The sequence below is a fragment of the Vulcanimicrobium alpinum genome (assembly GCF_027923555.1).
Classification (GTDB): domain Bacteria; phylum Vulcanimicrobiota; class Vulcanimicrobiia; order Vulcanimicrobiales; family Vulcanimicrobiaceae; genus Vulcanimicrobium; species Vulcanimicrobium alpinum.
Genome location: NZ_AP025523.1, coordinates 2,702,688 through 2,718,717, shown reverse-complemented (window position 1 = coordinate 2,718,717; position 16,030 = coordinate 2,702,688). Strand labels below are relative to the sequence as shown.

The following is a 16,030-nucleotide window of genomic DNA, read 5'->3' as shown; positions in this document are numbered from 1 at the left end:
GTCGAACGGCGAAAGCCGGGTATGAACAGGTTGCCGTTGCCGGCGGAAAGGGACCAACGTTGCATCGTTCGCGCTACGCTTCGATCGCTGCACTTGCGGCGGCCCTCTCGGCCTCCGGCTGCTCGGGCGGATCCGGTGCCGGTGCGGTCCCTTCCGCCGCGAGCATGCCGTCGGCGGGAGCGCGGGCTCCGTCGACCGCCGCGTTTTCGCCGGCCGGTACCGCGTCGCTCGCGACGTACGACATCGATCCGGCGAAGGTGTTCGTCGCCGGAATCTCGGCAGGCGGCTTCTTCGGCGTGCAGATGCACGTCGCGCATTCGCGAACGTTCAAGGGTGCTGCGATCTACGCCGGCGGCGTGTACCATTGCGCCGAAGACAGCCTCACGATCGCGCTCGCCGCGTGCGGCGGCGAAGGGCTATACCAGAGCACGCTGGCCGCGTCGGAACAGTACCTGGACCAGCAGTCGGCGGCGGGGACGATCGATGCTTCGAGCAATCTGGCCGGACAACCCGTGTATCTGTGGTCGGGGACGAACGACACGGTCGTCAGCCCGCTCGAGATGAACGATCTCGCGAGCGAGTACCGCCGCTACGGTGCGCACATCGTCGCGTACGACAAGACCTATCCTGCTGGCCACGGCTGGGAGTCACCCGACGGTGAGCTGGCGTGCAGCACGCAAGCTTCGCCGTACATGGTGCGCTGCAGCAACGCCGCGGGCGCCTACGACTCCGAGCAGACCTGGCTGCAGGCGTTCTTCGGATCGCTCTCGCCGCGCAACGGAGGGACGCTTTCGGGTTCGCTCCTGCCGTTCGACCAGACGGCATTCGGCGCGAGCGCGAGCAACTCGATGGACAACACTGGCTACGTCTTCGTACCGCACAATTGTGCCAAAGGCGCGCGCTGCGGTCTGGTCGTTGCCTTGCACGGCTGCCTGCAGACGCAGGCCGATATCGTGCTGCGCTTCATCACCGAATCGGGAATCGATGAGTGGGCCGATCGCAACAGCATCGTCGTCCTCTATCCGTATGCGATCAAGTCGAGTTCGCCGACGGCCTACAATCCGCAGGGCTGCTGGGACTGGTGGGGATACGACGACCCGAACTATTCGCTGCGCTCCGGGACGCAGATGTCCGCGGTCTACGCGATGGTCCAGCGCATCACCGGACGCCCGTAGCGCTCGGCTTCCAGGTTCATCGCCCGCAAACGGACCTCGTGGGGATCAAGCTGGTCTCGCAGTCGAATCAGTTCGCGATCTATGCAACCGGGATCGAGACGTACCTCCTCGTGCAGCGCCACGCGGGATGCCGCGGACGGGGATCCGGCTCTCCGGCGACGCGGTCTTTCGGGTCAGCGGCCTGCTGTCCGAACCGAACCGCGACCTCTACCGCGAGATGGCCGCGCGCTTGTCGCCGGCCAACCGCCCCGCGCCGGTGTATGAAGCGCGCGTCCCGGAGGAGGCACCGCGCGACGGCTCACGCGACGCGTCGTGCGAACGGCCCGGTCTCTACGAAGACGACATCACCGAAGAGCGGCAAATCACACCGGTGCCGCGCGACGTGCTCGCCGCGTCGCTCGTGCTCGATCCGGACATCGCCTAGCGCGTTCAGGCCGCGCGGCGCTCCGCGCGCGCCGCTGCGATTTCATCGGCCCCGGTCCGCGACAAATACGTCACCAGCCCAACGATGATCGCGAGAAAGACTGCGCTGGTCAGCGTCGTCCCGATCCCGAGCCCGCCGTCTTTCGGCGACTGCGCGAGCAAATCGCCCATCGACGCGCCGAGCGGCCGGGTGAGGATGTACGCGATCCAGAACGCCAGCACGCCGTTCACCTTGAACGCGTAATACGCCAGCGCGGTGAGCGCGATGAGTCCCGCGAACACCAGCGCGGAGATGCCGTAGCCTAGACCGAACGACTCGCCCACCAGATCGCCGGTCGAGGTCCCGGACGCAAACGTCAGCAGGATCGCGCCGCAGTAGAACAGTTCGCGGCGCGTCGTCGTGATGCTGTGGACCGAGAGGTTTCGTTCGCTGAGCCACCAGGCGAGAAACACCAGGGCAAGTCCGGCGGCGAAGACGAGGGAGCTGGTGCGAAGACCGACGCCGAGTTTGTCGACGAGCGTATCGGAGAGCAGGGTCCCGACGACGCTGATCAGCACGACGACGGTCCAGTAGATCGCGGGAACGTAGCGGCTCCCGCGCAGTTGGACGGCGAGCACGGCGACGAACAGTCCGGTCATGATGCACGCCGTGGCGATCAGGCCGAGGTGCAGCCTCGTTGCGAGGAAATCGGCGGCGGTCTCCCGACCGTCGTGGCAAGGATCTTGATGATCCAGAAGAAGATCGTGACCTGCGGAACCTTGTTCTGCATCGGCGAGCGGCTGCCGATCATCGTGTCCGGGTGCGAGGCGGTAAAAGACATGGAAGCACTCAGGTACCCCGACTTGGCCCCGATCTCTCGGAAAGCAAACGCGCTTCGGCTGCGTTCACGGCACGTTCTGAGGCGGCCGGTATGGTAGAAGCCGCGAGAGGAGCCAGACATGCAGGACGGTGATCGCGACCTCGACGAGGCGCAGCCGGAAACATTCGTCGACCGGCGCGCGGCGGGCCGCTCGCTCGCCGCGCTGATGCGCCGGTTCGCCGGCCGGCGGGATGTCGTGGTTCTCGGCCTTCCGCGCGGCGGCGTGCCGGTCGCCTACGAGGTCGCGGCGGCGCTCGGCGCTCCGCTCGACATCTTCACCGTGCGCAAGCTCGGTGTCCCCGAACAGGAAGAACTCGCGATGGGTGCGATCGGGAGCGGCGGAGCGTTCGTCCTGAACCCCGACGTCATCGATGCGCTGCGGATTCCGCACGGGGCCGTCGTCCGCGTCGCTGAACGCGAACGCAAAGAGCTCGAACGCCGGGAACGTCTGTACCGCGACCACCGCGCGTTCCCCGAGCTCGCCGGAAAGACCGTCATCCTGGTCGACGACGGGCTCGCCACCGGTGCGTCGATGCTCGCCGCGATCAGCGCGTTGCGGCAGAAAGATCCGGAGCGCGTCGTCGTCGCGGTCCCGGTGGCTCCGGCCGATACGTGCGCGATGCTGCGTACGCACGCCGACGACGTGATCTGCCGCGGCACGCCCGAACCGTTCGGCGGCGTCGGCGCCTGGTACGATGACTTCTCGCAAGTCGGCGACGAGGAGGTCCGTGACTTGCTCGCCCGCGCCTCGCTGAGCCGCGCGTCGTGAGCGATCGGTAGCGATGCACGCCCGCCCGGAGGCCTCCGTCGAGCGCGTCGTGCGTATCGCCCTGCCGACGGACGACGGGATGCTCGCAACCCTGCGCGTCCCGCTCGGCGCGCGCGGTCTGGTGATCTTCGCGCACGGCAGCGGGAGCAGCCGGCTCAGTCCGCGCAAACGCCTCGTCGCCGACGTCCTCGATCGCGCGGCGCTCGCGACGCTCGTTCTGGACCTGCTCACGGGGCGCGAAGAAAACGCCGACCGCCGCACTTCGCAGTTCCTTTTCGACATCGAACTGCTCGCCGAACGCCTCGCGCTCGCGACCGATGCCGCCCTGCATTGGCGCGAGACCGCGACGCTGCCGGTCACGTACTTCGGCGCGAGCACCGGCGCGGCGGCGGCGCTGTCGCGGCGGCGCGCCGGCCGCGCACGATCGCCGCGATCGTCTCGCGGGGCGGGCGTCCCGATCTCGCCGGCGACGCTCTCGCGCGTGGACGCACCGACCCTGCTGATCGTCGGCGGCGCCGACACCGACGTGCTCGAATACAACCGCGCCGCGCTCCAGCGCCTGCGCAACGCGGAAGCCGAACTCGCGGTCGTCGCCGGCGCGACGCATCTCTCTGAGGAGCCGGGAGCCCTGGACGAGGCGGCGCGGGTGGCGCGAGACTGGCTCGCCCGTCATCTCGGACCGATCGGCGAAAGGTAACGCCGCCTCGAACTTCAACGAGCGAGCGCATGACGAGCGTCGTGCGGTGTCGCCGGATCGGCATGATCCTGGCCGCGTGCGTGGCCTGCGTGGGCGTCCCGCGGCAACCCGTGTCGGCCGCGCCATCGCCCTCGCCCGTACCGAGTCCGATCGCGTTCTCGGCGCGCGCGCATGCGAGCGTCTCCGGGACCGCGCAGAGTACCGCGATGAGCGGCACCGCGCAGTTCGGGATCGCCCAGCGCGGCGACCTCACGCGCATCGATCTGCTCGCGTTCAAGACCGATGCGACAGCGGTGCCGCCGCTGAGCCTGACGCTCGTCGTCGATCGCCGCGCGAGCACCCTCACGGTGTGGAACGACACGGCGAAGACCTATTACGTCCAGCCGTTCTCCGTGCGGCTCGGCACCAGCGCGAGCCCGTCGCCGGCGCCGAGCCCGTCGCCTTCCGCCGGGGCGAGCCCGCGTCCGCCGAATCCCGTTTCGCCGTTCAAGCGGCTCGAAGTGCTCGATCTCTCGCTGCACCTCATCGGACACACGACGACGATCGGCGTTGCGACGACCGGCCTCGCCCTCGATCTCAATGTCAAGGACGCCGGCGATCCGGCGGTCTCGCATCTCACCGCGATGACCCAGCTCGCCGATGACTTCGCTGCGTTTCCGATGACGCTCGACGTCGCGGTCGAGCCCGGCACGGCGCCGTTTCACGCCAAGCTCTCCTACGCGGTCGACGAGTTCACGCGCGGCGTTCCGGCGGCAGCGCGATTCGCGATTCCGGTAGGGTACGCGAAAGCGTCGTCGCTGCTCGCGGTTGTGTTCGGCGCGATGCCCCCGAAGCCGAAGTAGTTTTACGCGATCCTGACGCTTAGGGCACGATCACCGCGGCACCGTCGACCTCGTCGAGCCGAATTGCCGCCAGCGCGTCGGCGACGCGGTCCAGCGGATACACCGTCGCCTGCGGGCGCAGACCGATGCGGGCAGCCATATCGAGGAAAGCGTGCGCGTCGTCGCGCGTCATGTTCGCGACGGAACGTATCTGGCGCTCGCCCCACAGCAGCGCGTCGTAATCGAACGCCGGGATACGGTCGAGGTGGATCGCGTTGATCGCGACGACGCCGCCCTTGCGCAACGCACCCAGCGCGGCGACGACAACGTCGCCCGACGGTGCGAAGGTGACGGCGCGATCGAGCGCATGCGGCGGGCGATCCGCGGCGTCTCCCGTCCAGTCGACGCCGAGGCGCCGTGCGAACGCGCGGTGCGCGTCACCGCGTGTCGCGACGTAGACCGAACAGTCCCACGCGCGCAGAACCGGCACCATCAAGTGGGCCGACGCACCGAACCCGTAGAGGCCGACCCGCTCGCCGCGCTCGACACCGGCGACGCGCAGGGCGCGAAATCCGATGATCCCCGCGCACAGAAGCGGCGCCGCGTGCGCGTCGACGAGCCGCTTGTCGAGCGGATAGGTGAAGTCGGCGCGAGCGAGCGCGTACTGCGCGAAGCCGCCGTCGCGATCGTAGCCGGTGAAGCGGATCGCGTCGCAGAGGTTTTCGCGGTCGCTCGTGCAGTACGCACAGGTGCCGTCCGTCGACGCGATCCACGAGACACCGACCCGCATCCCGAGCGGGCGTTCCGGCGTTGCACCGCCGGCGACCTCGCCGACGATCTGGTGGCCGGGGACGACGTGCGGAAGGCGGGCGGGCAGCTCCGCGTCGACGATGTGCAGATCTGTCCGGCACACGCCGCAGGCGCGGACCCGCAGCAGCAGTTCGCCCGGCTGCGGGGCCGGGACGTCGCGCTCGACGACGTCGAGCGCGTGCCGCGATGCGTCGTACACCGCGGCGCGCATCGTCACGTGCCCGGCGCGACCTCGCGCAGATGTCCCGTGTGCACGTCGTAGACGAAGCCGCGCACGCGGTCGCGGTGTGGCAAAAACGGGTGTTCGCGCACTAACGCGATCGCGCGGCGCACGGCCTCGTCCAAGTCGGTGAACGCGCCGAACCGATAAGGCGGCTCGGCGCCCGTTTCGCTGCGGATCGCGGCGCGCATCGCCTCTTCGTCGGCGTTGTGCAGGCCGCAGTTAGTGTGGTGGACGAGCACGACCTCGCGCGTCTGCAGCACCCGCTGCGACACCACGAGCGACCGCAGAACGTCGTCGGTGATCAGGCCGCCCGCGTTGCGGATGATGTGCGCCTCGCCGCTCTCCAAGCCGAAGATCGCGAAGTTGTCGATGCGCGAATCCATGCAGGTGACAATCGCGACGTGCCGAGCCGGCACGACGGCACGCATCCCCGGAAAGTCCGCCTCGTGGTCGTGCGCGTTGCGCACAAGTTCGTCGATTTCCGTCCCTGCCATCGGCTCCCTAGCTTGACTCCGTCACGGCTCACTCCTTCGCCGGCGCACCGGAAAAGCGAATTCTACCGACGAAACGTAGCGACCGCATGCCCTTGCGTCGTCGCGTTCACGCGAGCAAGCCGTTCGTCTTGCTGGTCTCCGTCCTTCTCGCGTTCGTCTCTCGCCCCGCGTACGCGCAGCAGCCTCCGCCGCCACCGGCGGTGGAATCCGTCGCGGCGCCTGCGCCGGCGGGCGTCATCCCCTCCGCGCTCTCGGTCGACGTCACCGGCTCGCCGGCTGCGGACGGGCTCTTTCTCGACGCGCAGATCCGCGACGCGCTCGACCGCCGAATCCGGCCGACGCTGCGCCCCGGCGCGTCGATCCGTTACGGACCGGTCGTTCCGTGGCCGCTGCTGCCGCTCGCGCCGGGGCAGCGCGCCGCGGTGAACGTCACCGTCTCCGTCGCCGGCGACGATCCGAGCGCCGCGGTCACCGCGACGACGACCGTTACGCTCAACAGCGTCCCGGTCGCGCCGGCCTCGCCGGCCGTCCTGTTCCTCAGCGATGATCCGGAATATTTCCAGAGCGAGGGACTCGTCTTTCACAATACCGTCGCGATCGAACGCCCGGCGCGACTTTACTACTATCATTCCGACGTCGGGGTGCCGCGCGATCTCGACGTCGTGCTCACCGCGAGCGTTCCGTCACGCGTGCAGATGATCGCGTCGAGCTCGGGCCCCGATCTCGACGTGATGAGCGTCGGGCACTCGGTGTCGCGGGATTTCCTGCGCTATCAGCAGGCGAACGAAGGCGTCGTCGTCGACGTCGAGCCGGGAAGGCCGCTGGTCGTGCGCCACACGCTGATGCTGCAGGGCGAAGTCGTGGCCGGGTCCCTCGACCTGCATGTCGTGAGCGGCGGCGGCGTCGGCGTTTCGGTGATCGGTTCGCCGGCCGGCGGACGGCCCGATCAATTCTTGAACGGGCCGCGCGTCGCGTACGACGGACACCGCCGTCACGGCGTGTTCGATCTCGCGAGCTACGGCGCGATCGCCGGCGCGTTCACCGTGGGCGGACCGCCCGCGGCGGTGCAGTACGGCGCGCGCACGCCGACGCCGCGCAACCTCGATCCCAATGACGACGGGCACGATTACGGCGACTACGGCGTTCTGCACCGGATCACGTTCGCGCTCGCCAATCCGACCGACGATCCGCATCGGGTCTATCTCTACGAAAAGCCGCTGGGCGGACCGGTGCGCAGCAGTTTCGTCGTCGACGGTCAGCTCAAAGAGATCGGGTGCGTGCGCGTCTCCCAGCCGTACTGGATCGCCACCTATCAGTTGCCCCCGCATTCGACCGGCGCGACGACGACGCTGACAATGACCGACGGCGGCTCGTTCTATCCGCTCGAATTCGGCGTTACCGAGGCCCAGCCGCAACCATACACGCCGCCGGTCGGCGCACCCGACGGCTGTTCCCCGAATACGCCGGCGTTTCCGACCGTCGGCTCGCGCTAGGCTCCGGCGGCTCAGTCGTGCAGGACGACGCTGAGCAGCGAACTGTGGACGTGCAGACCGCCGTTGTATTCGATGAAACCGAGCCGCCGGAACTTGTTCATGAAGAAACTGACGCGCGAACGGGTCGTTCCGATCATGTCTGCGAGCGTCGCCTGACTGATCTGCGCGACGACCGGCTCCGGCTGCCCTTCCTTGCCGAAATTGGCCAAGAGCAGCAGGATGCGCGCCAGGCGCTTCTCGCTGGAGTTGAAGAGCTGATCGACGAGATCTTCCTCGATCCGGATATTTCGCGAGAGCAGATGCGCGATGAAAACGCCGCCGAATTCGGCGTCGGAGCGCAGCATCGCGATCATATCTTCGCGTTTGGTGCGCACGAGCGAGGACGGTTCGAGGGATTCCGCGGTGGACATGCGCAGCGGCTGACCGGCCAGACAGCCTTCACCGAAGAACTCGCCGACGCCCAGCATGGCGATGACCGCTTCTTTCCCGCGTGACGACATCGCGGTGAGCTTCACTTTGCCGCGGCGCACGTAGAAAACCGCATCCGCTGCATCGCCCTGCGAAAAGATCCGCTGATTTGCTTGGAACTGTCGCGCCGGACGCCCGACCCCGAAGCGCGCCAGCGCTGAAACGGGCACCCGCGCCGCGCTTGCGCCGTCCGCCTTGCGCATGCAAAGAGGGTGCCAGATACTCCGGACCGCTTCCTCCCCGGTACGACGGGGCAGGGCTGCCGAGAACGCGGACCGCGAGAACCGAAGCGTCGTCGTGGAAGCGGGCCGGTAACCGCAGTTGATCTGCGATGTACTTGGCGGCGTCGCCGACCGCGCCGTGCGCCCGGCGAGCGGCGAAGTGAAGTCGTCTTTGGCCGAAATGCGATCGTTCGTCGAATTCGACGACGCCGTCGGTGTAGAGCATCAACAGCGTTTCCGCTTCCAGCGGCACGACGTGCGACCGCAGCTGGAGGTCCTCGGTGACGCCGAACGGCATGGCGCCGGCGCCGGCACCCAAGTGCCGGATCGCACCACGCCGCACGAGCAGCGGTTTTGGGTGTCCGGCGTTGGCAAACGTGAGTTCGCGATTCGTGAGGTCGACGGTCGCGAAGATCGCGGTTGCGTGGCGCGCGCTCTCATCTCGGCAGAGTGCGGCGTTGGCCCGTGCGAGGAGCTCGGCAGGCGCGGCCCCGAGCGCGGCCTCGCGCCGGATCATCGCGCGGATTCGCGTCATCGGCAGTGCCGCCGCGAGGTCGTGGCCCGACACGTCTCCGATCGAAAGAGCGATGCGGTCATCCGGCAGGGCAAAGGCTTCGCACCAGTCTCCGCCGTCGCCGCCGCGGAGGGCCGGCATGCTGTACGACGACACGGGAAGGCCGTGAAGGGGAAACCGCGCCGTCTCGAAGTGGGTGCAGCCGATTCGGTCTGCAAGCATTGAAACTCGTCTCCGCCAAGCCGGGGATGGCCAGCATACCGCGGCGAGGGCCCGCCGTCAGTTCAAAACAGCACACCGCGAGGACCGCTCCTGCGGTGCTCGCGAACCGCGGTCGCGATGCGCTTCGCGCTTGCGCCCGGGCTGGTCGTCGCCGCTTCTCCGATTCATGGCCGCGGCTGCTTCGCGACGCGCCGGTTCGCGCGCTGGAAGAAGATCGCCGAATACACCGGTGAGAAAATCACCAACGCCGAGGCGGAACGGCGCGGCCGGCGCCGCGTGCTGCGCATCAGCGGGCTCGACGGTCGCTACAGCATCGATGGCAGCCGCGGCGGCAACGGCACGCACTACATCAACCACTCGTGCAGCCCCACGGCGTTCATGCGGACCGTGCGCGGCCATCTGCTCGTATTCGCCTTGCGCGATCTGCGGCCGGGCGACGAGATCACGATCGACTACGTTGCGACGATGCACTCCGACCGCAAGCGCTGCACCTGCGGCGCACCCGACTGCCGCGGCACGATCAACCGCTTGCGGCGGCGTTCAGCCGGGTGAACGCGTCGTTGCAGAAAGCGCCGGCGCGGCCGGTGGTGCGGCAGCCGGCGCGGCGTCGGCGGCCCGATGACGCAACCCGAAAAGACGGGCGACGAACGAGTGCGAGCGTTCGAGCCGCACCGGCGGCGGCGTTGCTGCGAGCGGGACGCTGTTCGGATCGAGGGCGTCGAGATACGGCGAGCGGTATGCCTGCGAGACCGCGGCGAGCGCGCCGTGCGCGCGCCGCAGCGTGTGCGCGACGCGGATCGCATTCGACGCAGCAGGCGGCGCGGCGCCGGGAGCCGGCGCGCCGACGAGCGCGACGAGGCGCTCCCAGCGCTGCATCACCGTCTGCACGTAGCGCTGCGTCTCGCGATACGGCGGGACGCCGTGATACCGCGCGACGGCCGCCGGACCGGCGTTGTACGACGCGATCGCGAGCCGCATCTGCGTGCGCTGATCGCGCCCGGCGTAACGGTTGAGCATGCGGCGCAAGTAGCGTGCGGTGCCGTCGAGGTTTTCGTACGGTTCGAGCGCATCGACGTCGAGCGTCGCCGCTGTCCCGGGCATCAGTTGACCGAAGCCGATCGCGCCGGAGGGCGAGACCGCGTGCGAGTGCCACGACGACTCCGTCGTGACGAGGGCGACGAGCAGTCGCGGATCGATCCGATAATAGGACGTGAGGAGAAGCACCCGCTGGGCCAGTTCGCGCCCGGCCGGAGCGGTCAGCCGCGTGTTCTGCTCGGCCAGCACGGTCGCGTAGCGCGAGACGAGAATCTCGTCGCGCGGGCTCGCGGCCGCGCAGATGCCGGCGGCGACCGGGAGAACGACGGCGACGGCCGCCGCACTTACGCGCAGACGACCGGTGAGCGACAGCATCGGAGTGTTCTCATGGTCGTCGCGGCAGGGCGCTTACTTGAGTGTTTTGCAGGCACCGTGAGGCTGCACACACGATCGCGCCTTCGCGCGCAGGGATCGCCCGGCCGGACCGGCGACGTTCGACCGGGATGGATAGCGGCACGACGGCAGAGGGCGACGGGTTCGGGGCGCTCGGGATCGAGCCGGCGCTGGTCGCGGCCGTGAATGGCCTGGGCTACGAGGAGCCGACGGCGATCCAGCGCGCCGCGATCCCGCCGCTGCTCGCCGGCCGCGACGTCCTCGGCCAAGCGGCGACCGGGACCGGGAAGACGGCGGCGTTCGCGTTGCCGCTCCTCCAGCGCGTCGCACGCCGCGGCGGCGAGCCGGCCGGCGCGGTGCGCGCACTCGTCCTGGTGCCGACGCGCGAACTGGCGATGCAGGTCGCCGAAGCGGTGCACAAATACGGGCGCGCGCTCGGCGTCGCGGTGCTCCCGATCTACGGCGGACAGTCGCTGCAGCAGCAGCTGCGCGCGCTGCAGCGCGGCGTCGACGTCGTCGTCGCCACGCCGGGCCGTGCGCTCGACCACGTCCGCCGCGGCACGCTCGACCTGCGCGCCGTCGACGTCGTCGTGCTCGACGAAGCCGACGAAATGCTCGATCTCGGGTTTGCCGAGGATCTCGAAGCGCTCTTCGCCGCCGTTCCGGCGGAGCGGCAGACCGCGCTGTTCTCCGCGACGATGGCGCGGCGCATCCTCGCGATCGCGCAGCGCCATCAGCGCGATCCCGAGCACGTGACGATCGTCGACGAAGTGCAGCCCGCCGGCGAAGGGCCGCGCGTGCGCGAGGTCGCGTACGTGGTGCGGCGTGCGGACAAGGTCGCCGCGCTCGCGCGCATCCTCGACATGGAAGATCCGACGTCGGCGATCGTGTTCTGCCGCATGCGCACCGAGGTCGACGAACTCACCGAGACCCTCGCCGCGCGCGGGCTCGGCGCCGAGGCGCTGCACGGCGGCCTCACGCAGGAACAGCGCGACCGCGTGCTGCGCCGCTTCCGCGATAACACCAGCGACGTGCTGGTCGCGACCGACGTCGCTGCGCGCGGTCTCGACATCGAACACGTCTCGCACGTCGTAAACTTCGATCTGCCTGCCTCGCCCGACGCCTACGTCCATCGCATCGGGCGCACGGGACGTGCCGGACGGGCCGGCGTCGCGATCACGCTGGTCGAAGCGCGAGAGCACCGCCTGCTGCGCAACATCGAGCAGACGACGAAGCGCCGCATCGTCACCGAGAGCGTTCCCACGGTGCACGAGATGCGCGCGCGCCGGCTCGAGCACACACGCGACGCGCTCGAAACGACGCTCGCCGAGGGCGATCTCGAACGGTTCCGGCCGCTCGTCGAGGCGCTCGCGGCCGAGCACGACGTCTTCGACGTCGCGGCGGCCGCGGTCAAACTCGCGCTCGACGCGCGCGACGGCGCGCAGGATGACGAGGAGATCGTCCACATCCCGCCGCCTCCGCCGATCCCGCCGGCGCGTCAGGCCGCGAAGCGGCGGCCTCCGCCGCCGAAAGCCGGCGTCGAGCGGCTGTACGTCGGCCTCGGCCGCAACGCCGGGATCCGTCCGGCGGATCTCGTCGGCGCGATCACCAACGAAGCGCGCATCGACGCCCGAGCGATCGGCGCGATCGAGATCGCCGACCGCTTCTCGCTGGTCGAAGTCCCCTCGGATGCGGCCGACGCGATCATCCGCGCCCTGCGGCAGACGACGATCCGCGGCAAACCGATGCGGCCGCGCCGCGAACGGTTCGGCTGAGCGGGTTCGTTTGCTGCAATACCGCAGCGAAGACCGGCAAGGCCATCCCTTCGTCGGTCCCGCCGGGAACCTGCTGCGCGACGCGATGCGCGAGGCCGCGATCGATCCGGCGCACGTCTACATCACCAACGCGGTCAAGCATTTTAAATTCGTCGAGCGCGGGAAGCGACGCATCCACGCGTCGCCGAAACGCATTAAAGTGCGCGCGTGCGAGCCGAGGCTCGTCGCCGAGATCGAGGTGGTGCGGCCGCGGCTCGTCGTCGCGCTGGGAGCGACTGCGGCGCAGGCATTGCTGGGACCGTCGTTCCGCGTCACCGCGCATCGCGAACTCGTCTCCGCACCGCACGCCGAGCGCGTGGTAGCGACCGTCCATGCCGCTCGCCGTGTCGAGCTTTCGGCGTTCGTCGACGATTTGAAGATCGTCGCCCGGCTGATGCGGGACGCCTAGATTCCGAGCGCCAAGGTGAGAACATGGAATTCCGGTGCGCCGTCTGCAAGCAGCCCAAGGATGTACGGACGCTTCGCAGCTCCGTGTGTCCCGAGTGCCGGGCGGAGCAGGAGCGTGCCGCCGAAGCGCTGACCGATCATGCGGCCGGTCTCAAATACGCCTACGAGCAAGCGCTCAAGAAATGCCCGCATTTCAGCGGCGAGCCGGAGACGTGGACCCCGAAGGATCCGGTGCTGTACGCCGACGGCGAGCATTTCGTCTGCCCCGGCTGCAAGCGGCGCGCCCACCTCGTGCACGACTTGAGCCTCCGCTGGAATAAGAAGCCGTACCCGATTCCGAACAAGTACAGCCTGTGCGACCGCTGTCATCGCCGCGAGGTCGAGGACGATGCGCCGGTCTTCACCAACCGCTTCAACCGCGAGCGCTAGGCGTGCGCAAAGTCAACGTGGCCGAGGTCGAGGAACTGCGCTGGTCCTCGCCGCGCGCGACGTTCGCGGGCGCAGGGAGACAGATCTCCGAGGCGCTGGGGCGCGATCCGCAGTCGACCGATCTGCTTGCGCGCCATCCGTTCGATGTCGAAATCGCGCGGATCGCACCGGGCGCGACGCCGTATCCGTATCACTCGCACAGCATGCAGTGGGAGTTCTATCACGTGATCGCAGGGAGCGGCGAGGTGCGCGACGCCGGCGGGACAACGCCGATCGCGGCGGGCGATGCGTTTTTGTTCAAGCCCGGCGAGCCGCATCAGCTGCGCAATTCGGGGACGACGGATCTGGTGCTCTTCGTCGTCGCCGACAACCCGATCGGCGAGTCGACGCATTTCCCGGACAGCGACAAGTGGGTCGTGCGCTCGCCGGAGCGGCGCGCGATCCGCTCGGAGCCGCTCGACTACTTCGACGGCGAGGAGTGAGCCGGCGGGTCGTCGCGATTCACGGTGCGGTGGTGAACGGCGCAGCGTGGCGGCCCCTGCGGCGTGCGCTCGGCGCGCGATTCGCCGTCGAGGCACCCGATCTGCCGGGGCACGGCGCGCGCATCGGTGAGCGATTCGATCTGCCGCTCGCGGTCGACGAACTCGTCGCGCGTTGCCGCGCGGGCGAGCCGCCGATCGTGTGCGGCGACTCGCTCGGGGGATATCTCGCACTGCTCGTCGCGGCGCGCGCGTCCGTTGCCGCCGTCGTCGCAGGCGGCTGCACGTTTCCGCTGCATGGGTGGTGGTCACGCATCGCGCGCGCGACGGACGTGCCGCTCCCCGATCGCGTCGGCCGGCTCGCGGTGCGCGCGATCGCCCGAGGAGCGCGCGTGCGCGGCGACGGTGATGCGGTGCTCGCTGCGGGGATCGCGCCGGCGCAGCGTTCGCTCACCCTGCGCGCGTTGTTCGGGATCGATTACCCCGCGCTCGCGGGCACGATCGTCGCGCCGCTGACGTTCATCGACGGCGCATTCGATCCGGCGCGGATCGGAGCGCATGCCTATCGGCGCGCGGCGCCGCGCGCGCGTTTCGTCGTCGTGCCGAACGCCGGTCACGGCGTCGGCTTTCTGCGTCCCGCCGCGATGGCGCGCGAGATCGCGCGCATCGCAACCCCGGAGGAGCGATGATTTCGACCCTGACGACGCCCCGGCTCACGCTGCGTCCGCATCGCCTCGACGATTTCGATGCGCTCGCGGCGATGTGGGCCGATCCGCGCGTCACGCAGTACATCACCGGACGTCCGTCGACTGCGGAATTGTCATGGGCGCGGCTGCTGCGCTACGCCGGCCATTGGGCGCTGCTCGGCTTCGGGTACTGGGCGCTTGAAGACTGCGCGAGCGGCGCATTCGTCGGCGAGGCGGGGTTCGCCGACTATCATCGCGAGATCGATCCGCCGCTGGTCGATGTCCCCGAGATCGGCTGGGTGCTCGCGCCGGCGTTCTTCGGGCGCGGGTATGCGACCGAAGCCGTGCGGGCGATCGTTGCGTGGGGCGACGCGCGGTTTGCCGGAGCGCGGACCGCTTGCTTGATCGATCCGCAGAATCGCGCGTCGGTCCGCGTCGCCGAAAAGTGCGGGTATCGCGAAGCCGCCCGGACGACCTACCACGGCGATCCGACGCTGCTGTTCGAGCGTTTCCCGGCGGGTGCGGCGAACGATTCCGGATGATACCGGCGCCGGTGCGCCGCTGGGCGAGCGTAATCGCGTTCGCCGGGCTCGCGGCGGGATGGGAGTACGGCTTCACCCGGTACGCCGACGCGGCGGGGTGGGAACCGGTCGTCGCGCCCGCGAGCGTCGCGTTCCTGTTGGCAGCCTTCGGCTGGAGCGCGCGCGGCGGCGACGCTCCCGCGACGGTCGGACGCGCGTTTCTCATCGCCTATGCAGCGTGGCTCGGCCTCGCCTGCGCGCGCACCGCGCATCCGAGCGAGCTCTTGGAGATGTGGCACCTCGATCCGCTGCGCGAGCGCGTCGCGGTCGTGCTGCTCGCCGGGATCGCGTACGCGCTCGTGCTGACCGTCTTCGTCGCGCTGCCTGCGTCGCTCGGCGCGCGGCGGCGGCCGCATCCGTCCGGCCGCGACGACGAGTTCTGGTCGTTCATCCACGACCGCGCCGGCCGCTGAGGGACGATGGTGCCGCGCGCGCGGCGGCGAACGCGCCCCGCATGCCTGCACCTTTGCAAGAGATTCCCGTCAACCGCATCGACGGATCGCCCACCCGGCTCGCCGAGTTCGACGGCACCGTCCTGCTCGTCGTCAACGTCGCCTCGCAGTGCGGGCTCACCCCGCAGTACGCCGGCCTCGAGGTGCTCTACGAACGCTTTCGCGACCGAGGCTTCGCGGTACTCGGTTTTCCCGCGAACCAGTTCGGTGCGCAGGAGCCCGGCTCGAACGCCGAGATCGCGCAGTTCTGCGAGACGTCGTTCGGCGTGCAGTTTCCGATGTTCGAGAAGATCGTCGTGAAAGGCGACGATCGGCATCCGCTCTACGATGCGCTGATCGCGGCGCAGCCGGCGGCACGCAAGAACGCGGATAGCGCGCTGGAAGCGCGACTGACCGAGAAAGGTCTCATCACCGGAAAGAAGCCCGACGACATCACCTGGAACTTCGAGAAGTTCCTGATCGGTCGCCATGGCGACGTCGTCGCGCGCTTCGCGCCCGACGTCACGCCGGATGATCCGGCGCTGCTGGCCGCGATCGAGGCCGAACTGGCGAAGAGCTGACGC

21 protein-coding genes and 1 pseudogene are annotated in these 16,030 nt (G+C 69.2%); 15 read left to right on the top strand and 7 right to left on the bottom strand.

Going from position 1 to position 16,030, the window contains the following annotated elements; translation table 11 throughout:
- Positions 1–164: 164 nt before the first annotated feature.
- Both WPS_RS13960 and WPS_RS13955 read left to right on the top strand, forming a co-directional pair.
- A complete protein-coding gene (locus tag WPS_RS13960) occupies positions 165–1,175 on the top strand; it encodes an extracellular catalytic domain type 2 short-chain-length polyhydroxyalkanoate depolymerase (RefSeq protein ID WP_317995085.1) in 1,011 nt (336 codons plus the stop codon).
- A 127-nt stretch (positions 1,176–1,302) separates the two neighbouring features.
- Positions 1,303–1,599 (top strand): hypothetical protein, encoded by a 297-nt coding sequence (locus tag WPS_RS13955; protein WP_317995084.1) that lies wholly within the window; start codon positions 1,303–1,305, stop codon positions 1,597–1,599.
- 5 nt (positions 1,600–1,604) lie between these two features.
- Here the strand turns inward: WPS_RS13955 and WPS_RS13950 are convergent, their stop codons facing one another.
- Entirely contained in the window at positions 1,605–2,237 is a 633-nt protein-coding gene (locus WPS_RS13950; RefSeq protein WP_317995083.1) for a COG4705 family protein, read from the bottom strand.
- 17 nt (positions 2,238–2,254) lie between these two features.
- Complete coding sequence (locus WPS_RS13945; protein ID WP_317995082.1) at positions 2,255–2,419, bottom strand: hypothetical protein; 165 nt, start codon at positions 2,417–2,419, stop codon at positions 2,255–2,257.
- 118 nt (positions 2,420–2,537) lie between these two features.
- On the opposite strand from WPS_RS13945, the gene WPS_RS13940 reads away from it, so the two are divergent.
- The 3 genes from WPS_RS13940 (at position 2,538) to WPS_RS13930 (ending at position 4,766) form a co-directional block, all read left to right on the top strand.
- On the top strand, positions 2,538–3,227 hold the full coding sequence (locus WPS_RS13940) for a phosphoribosyltransferase (protein ID WP_317995081.1): 690 nt from the start codon (positions 2,538–2,540) through the stop codon (positions 3,225–3,227).
- 13 nt (positions 3,228–3,240) lie between these two features.
- On the top strand, positions 3,241–3,924 hold the full coding sequence (locus WPS_RS13935) for a dienelactone hydrolase family protein (RefSeq protein ID WP_317995080.1): 684 nt from the start codon (positions 3,241–3,243) through the stop codon (positions 3,922–3,924).
- A gap of 206 nt (positions 3,925–4,130) precedes the next feature.
- Positions 4,131–4,766 carry a hypothetical protein gene (locus tag WPS_RS13930; protein ID WP_317995079.1) on the top strand — a complete coding sequence of 212 codons (636 nt, stop codon included), beginning with the start codon at positions 4,131–4,133 and terminating at the stop codon, positions 4,764–4,766.
- 19 nt (positions 4,767–4,785) lie between these two features.
- Here the strand turns inward: WPS_RS13930 and WPS_RS13925 are convergent, their stop codons facing one another.
- A complete protein-coding gene (locus WPS_RS13925; RefSeq protein ID WP_317997553.1) occupies positions 4,786–5,766 on the bottom strand; it encodes a zinc-binding alcohol dehydrogenase family protein in 981 nt (326 codons plus the stop codon).
- 2 nt (positions 5,767–5,768) lie between these two features.
- On the bottom strand, positions 5,769–6,272 hold the full coding sequence (locus WPS_RS13920) for a beta-class carbonic anhydrase (RefSeq protein WP_317995078.1): 504 nt from the start codon (positions 6,270–6,272) through the stop codon (positions 5,769–5,771).
- Positions 6,273–6,472: 200 nt separating this feature from the next.
- Between WPS_RS13920 and WPS_RS13915 the strand changes: the two genes are divergently transcribed.
- Positions 6,473–7,765: a hypothetical protein gene (locus WPS_RS13915; protein ID WP_317995077.1), complete on the top strand. Its 1,293-nt coding sequence runs from the start codon at positions 6,473–6,475 to the stop codon at positions 7,763–7,765.
- 11 nt (positions 7,766–7,776) lie between these two features.
- Here WPS_RS13915 and WPS_RS13910 read toward each other — a convergent pair whose 3' ends face one another.
- On the bottom strand, positions 7,777–8,403 hold the full coding sequence (locus WPS_RS13910) for a Crp/Fnr family transcriptional regulator (protein ID WP_317995076.1): 627 nt from the start codon (positions 8,401–8,403) through the stop codon (positions 7,777–7,779).
- A gap of 157 nt (positions 8,404–8,560) precedes the next feature.
- Positions 8,561–9,109: pseudogene (locus WPS_RS18260) on the bottom strand (PP2C family protein-serine/threonine phosphatase); the annotation flags it as partial.
- A 198-nt stretch (positions 9,110–9,307) separates the two neighbouring features.
- Between WPS_RS18260 and WPS_RS13900 the strand changes: the two are divergent.
- Positions 9,308–9,742, top strand: coding sequence for an SET domain-containing protein (locus tag WPS_RS13900; protein ID WP_317995074.1), 435 nt, complete (start codon positions 9,308–9,310; stop codon positions 9,740–9,742).
- Here the strand turns inward: WPS_RS13900 and WPS_RS13895 are convergent.
- A complete protein-coding gene (locus tag WPS_RS13895) occupies positions 9,731–10,600 on the bottom strand; it encodes a lytic transglycosylase domain-containing protein (RefSeq protein WP_317995073.1) in 870 nt (289 codons plus the stop codon). The two genes, WPS_RS13900 and WPS_RS13895, sit on opposite strands and share 12 nt — an antisense overlap.
- Positions 10,601–10,728: 128 nt before the next feature.
- Between WPS_RS13895 and WPS_RS13890 the strand changes: the two genes are divergently transcribed.
- From WPS_RS13890 to WPS_RS13855, 8 genes are read left to right on the top strand one after another with little or no spacing between them, the layout of a single operon-like run.
- Complete coding sequence (locus WPS_RS13890) at positions 10,729–12,393, top strand: DEAD/DEAH box helicase (RefSeq protein WP_317995072.1); 1,665 nt, start codon at positions 10,729–10,731, stop codon at positions 12,391–12,393.
- Positions 12,394–12,403: 10 nt separating this feature from the next.
- On the top strand, positions 12,404–12,841 hold the full coding sequence (locus tag WPS_RS13885; RefSeq protein WP_317995071.1) for a uracil-DNA glycosylase family protein: 438 nt from the start codon (positions 12,404–12,406) through the stop codon (positions 12,839–12,841).
- A 23-nt stretch (positions 12,842–12,864) separates the two neighbouring features.
- Entirely contained in the window at positions 12,865–13,269 is a 405-nt protein-coding gene (locus tag WPS_RS13880; RefSeq protein WP_317995070.1) for a hypothetical protein, read from the top strand.
- Positions 13,270–13,286: 17 nt separating this feature from the next.
- Positions 13,287–13,751 (top strand): cupin domain-containing protein, encoded by a 465-nt coding sequence (locus WPS_RS13875; protein WP_317995069.1) that lies wholly within the window; start codon positions 13,287–13,289, stop codon positions 13,749–13,751.
- Entirely contained in the window at positions 13,748–14,437 is a 690-nt protein-coding gene (locus WPS_RS13870; RefSeq protein WP_317995068.1) for an alpha/beta fold hydrolase, read from the top strand. Before WPS_RS13875 ends, WPS_RS13870 begins: the two co-directional genes overlap by 4 nt.
- The gene (locus WPS_RS13865) at positions 14,434–14,976 is read left to right on the top strand and encodes a GNAT family N-acetyltransferase (RefSeq protein WP_317995067.1); all 543 of its coding nucleotides are present in this window, start codon (positions 14,434–14,436) and stop codon (positions 14,974–14,976) included. The genes WPS_RS13870 and WPS_RS13865 overlap by 4 nt, the downstream gene beginning before the upstream one ends.
- Positions 14,973–15,428, top strand: a complete 456-nt coding sequence (locus WPS_RS13860; protein ID WP_317995066.1) for a hypothetical protein — start codon at positions 14,973–14,975, stop codon at positions 15,426–15,428. The genes WPS_RS13865 and WPS_RS13860 overlap by 4 nt, the downstream gene beginning before the upstream one ends.
- 41 nt (positions 15,429–15,469) lie before the next feature.
- Positions 15,470–16,027: a glutathione peroxidase gene (locus WPS_RS13855; protein ID WP_317995065.1), complete on the top strand. Its 558-nt coding sequence runs from the start codon at positions 15,470–15,472 to the stop codon at positions 16,025–16,027.
- Positions 16,028–16,030: the final 3 nt, after the last annotated feature.

What these genes read in the sequence shown, in the direction of transcription:
- WPS_RS13855 (WP_317995065.1), top strand. Translation starts at nt 15,470, where the DNA reads ATGCCTGCACCTTTGCAAGAGATTCCCGTCAACCGCATCGACGGATCG.
- WPS_RS13950 (WP_317995083.1), bottom strand. Translation starts at nt 2,237, where the DNA reads ATGACCGGACTGTTCGTCGCCGTGCTCGCCGTCCAACTGCGCGGGAGC.
- WPS_RS13920 (WP_317995078.1), bottom strand. Translation starts at nt 6,272, where the DNA reads ATGGCAGGGACGGAAATCGACGAACTTGTGCGCAACGCGCACGACCAC.
- WPS_RS13960 (WP_317995085.1), top strand. Translation starts at nt 165, where the DNA reads ATGCCGTCGGCGGGAGCGCGGGCTCCGTCGACCGCCGCGTTTTCGCCG.
- WPS_RS13865 (WP_317995067.1), top strand. Translation starts at nt 14,434, where the DNA reads ATGATTTCGACCCTGACGACGCCCCGGCTCACGCTGCGTCCGCATCGC.
- WPS_RS13860 (WP_317995066.1), top strand. Translation starts at nt 14,973, where the DNA reads ATGATACCGGCGCCGGTGCGCCGCTGGGCGAGCGTAATCGCGTTCGCC.
- WPS_RS13935 (WP_317995080.1), top strand. Translation starts at nt 3,241, where the DNA reads ATGCACGCCCGCCCGGAGGCCTCCGTCGAGCGCGTCGTGCGTATCGCC.
- WPS_RS13925 (WP_317997553.1), bottom strand. Translation starts at nt 5,766, where the DNA reads ATGCGCGCCGCGGTGTACGACGCATCGCGGCACGCGCTCGACGTCGTC.
- WPS_RS13955 (WP_317995084.1), top strand. Translation starts at nt 1,303, where the DNA reads ATGCCGCGGACGGGGATCCGGCTCTCCGGCGACGCGGTCTTTCGGGTC.
- WPS_RS13930 (WP_317995079.1), top strand. Translation starts at nt 4,131, where the DNA reads ATGAGCGGCACCGCGCAGTTCGGGATCGCCCAGCGCGGCGACCTCACG.
- WPS_RS13890 (WP_317995072.1), top strand. Translation starts at nt 10,729, where the DNA reads ATGGATAGCGGCACGACGGCAGAGGGCGACGGGTTCGGGGCGCTCGGG.
- WPS_RS13940 (WP_317995081.1), top strand. Translation starts at nt 2,538, where the DNA reads ATGCAGGACGGTGATCGCGACCTCGACGAGGCGCAGCCGGAAACATTC.
- WPS_RS13895 (WP_317995073.1), bottom strand. Translation starts at nt 10,600, where the DNA reads ATGCTGTCGCTCACCGGTCGTCTGCGCGTAAGTGCGGCGGCCGTCGCC.
- WPS_RS13900 (WP_317995074.1), top strand. Translation starts at nt 9,308, where the DNA reads ATGCGCTTCGCGCTTGCGCCCGGGCTGGTCGTCGCCGCTTCTCCGATT.
- WPS_RS13945 (WP_317995082.1), bottom strand. Translation starts at nt 2,419, where the DNA reads ATGTCTTTTACCGCCTCGCACCCGGACACGATGATCGGCAGCCGCTCG.
- WPS_RS13880 (WP_317995070.1), top strand. Translation starts at nt 12,865, where the DNA reads ATGGAATTCCGGTGCGCCGTCTGCAAGCAGCCCAAGGATGTACGGACG.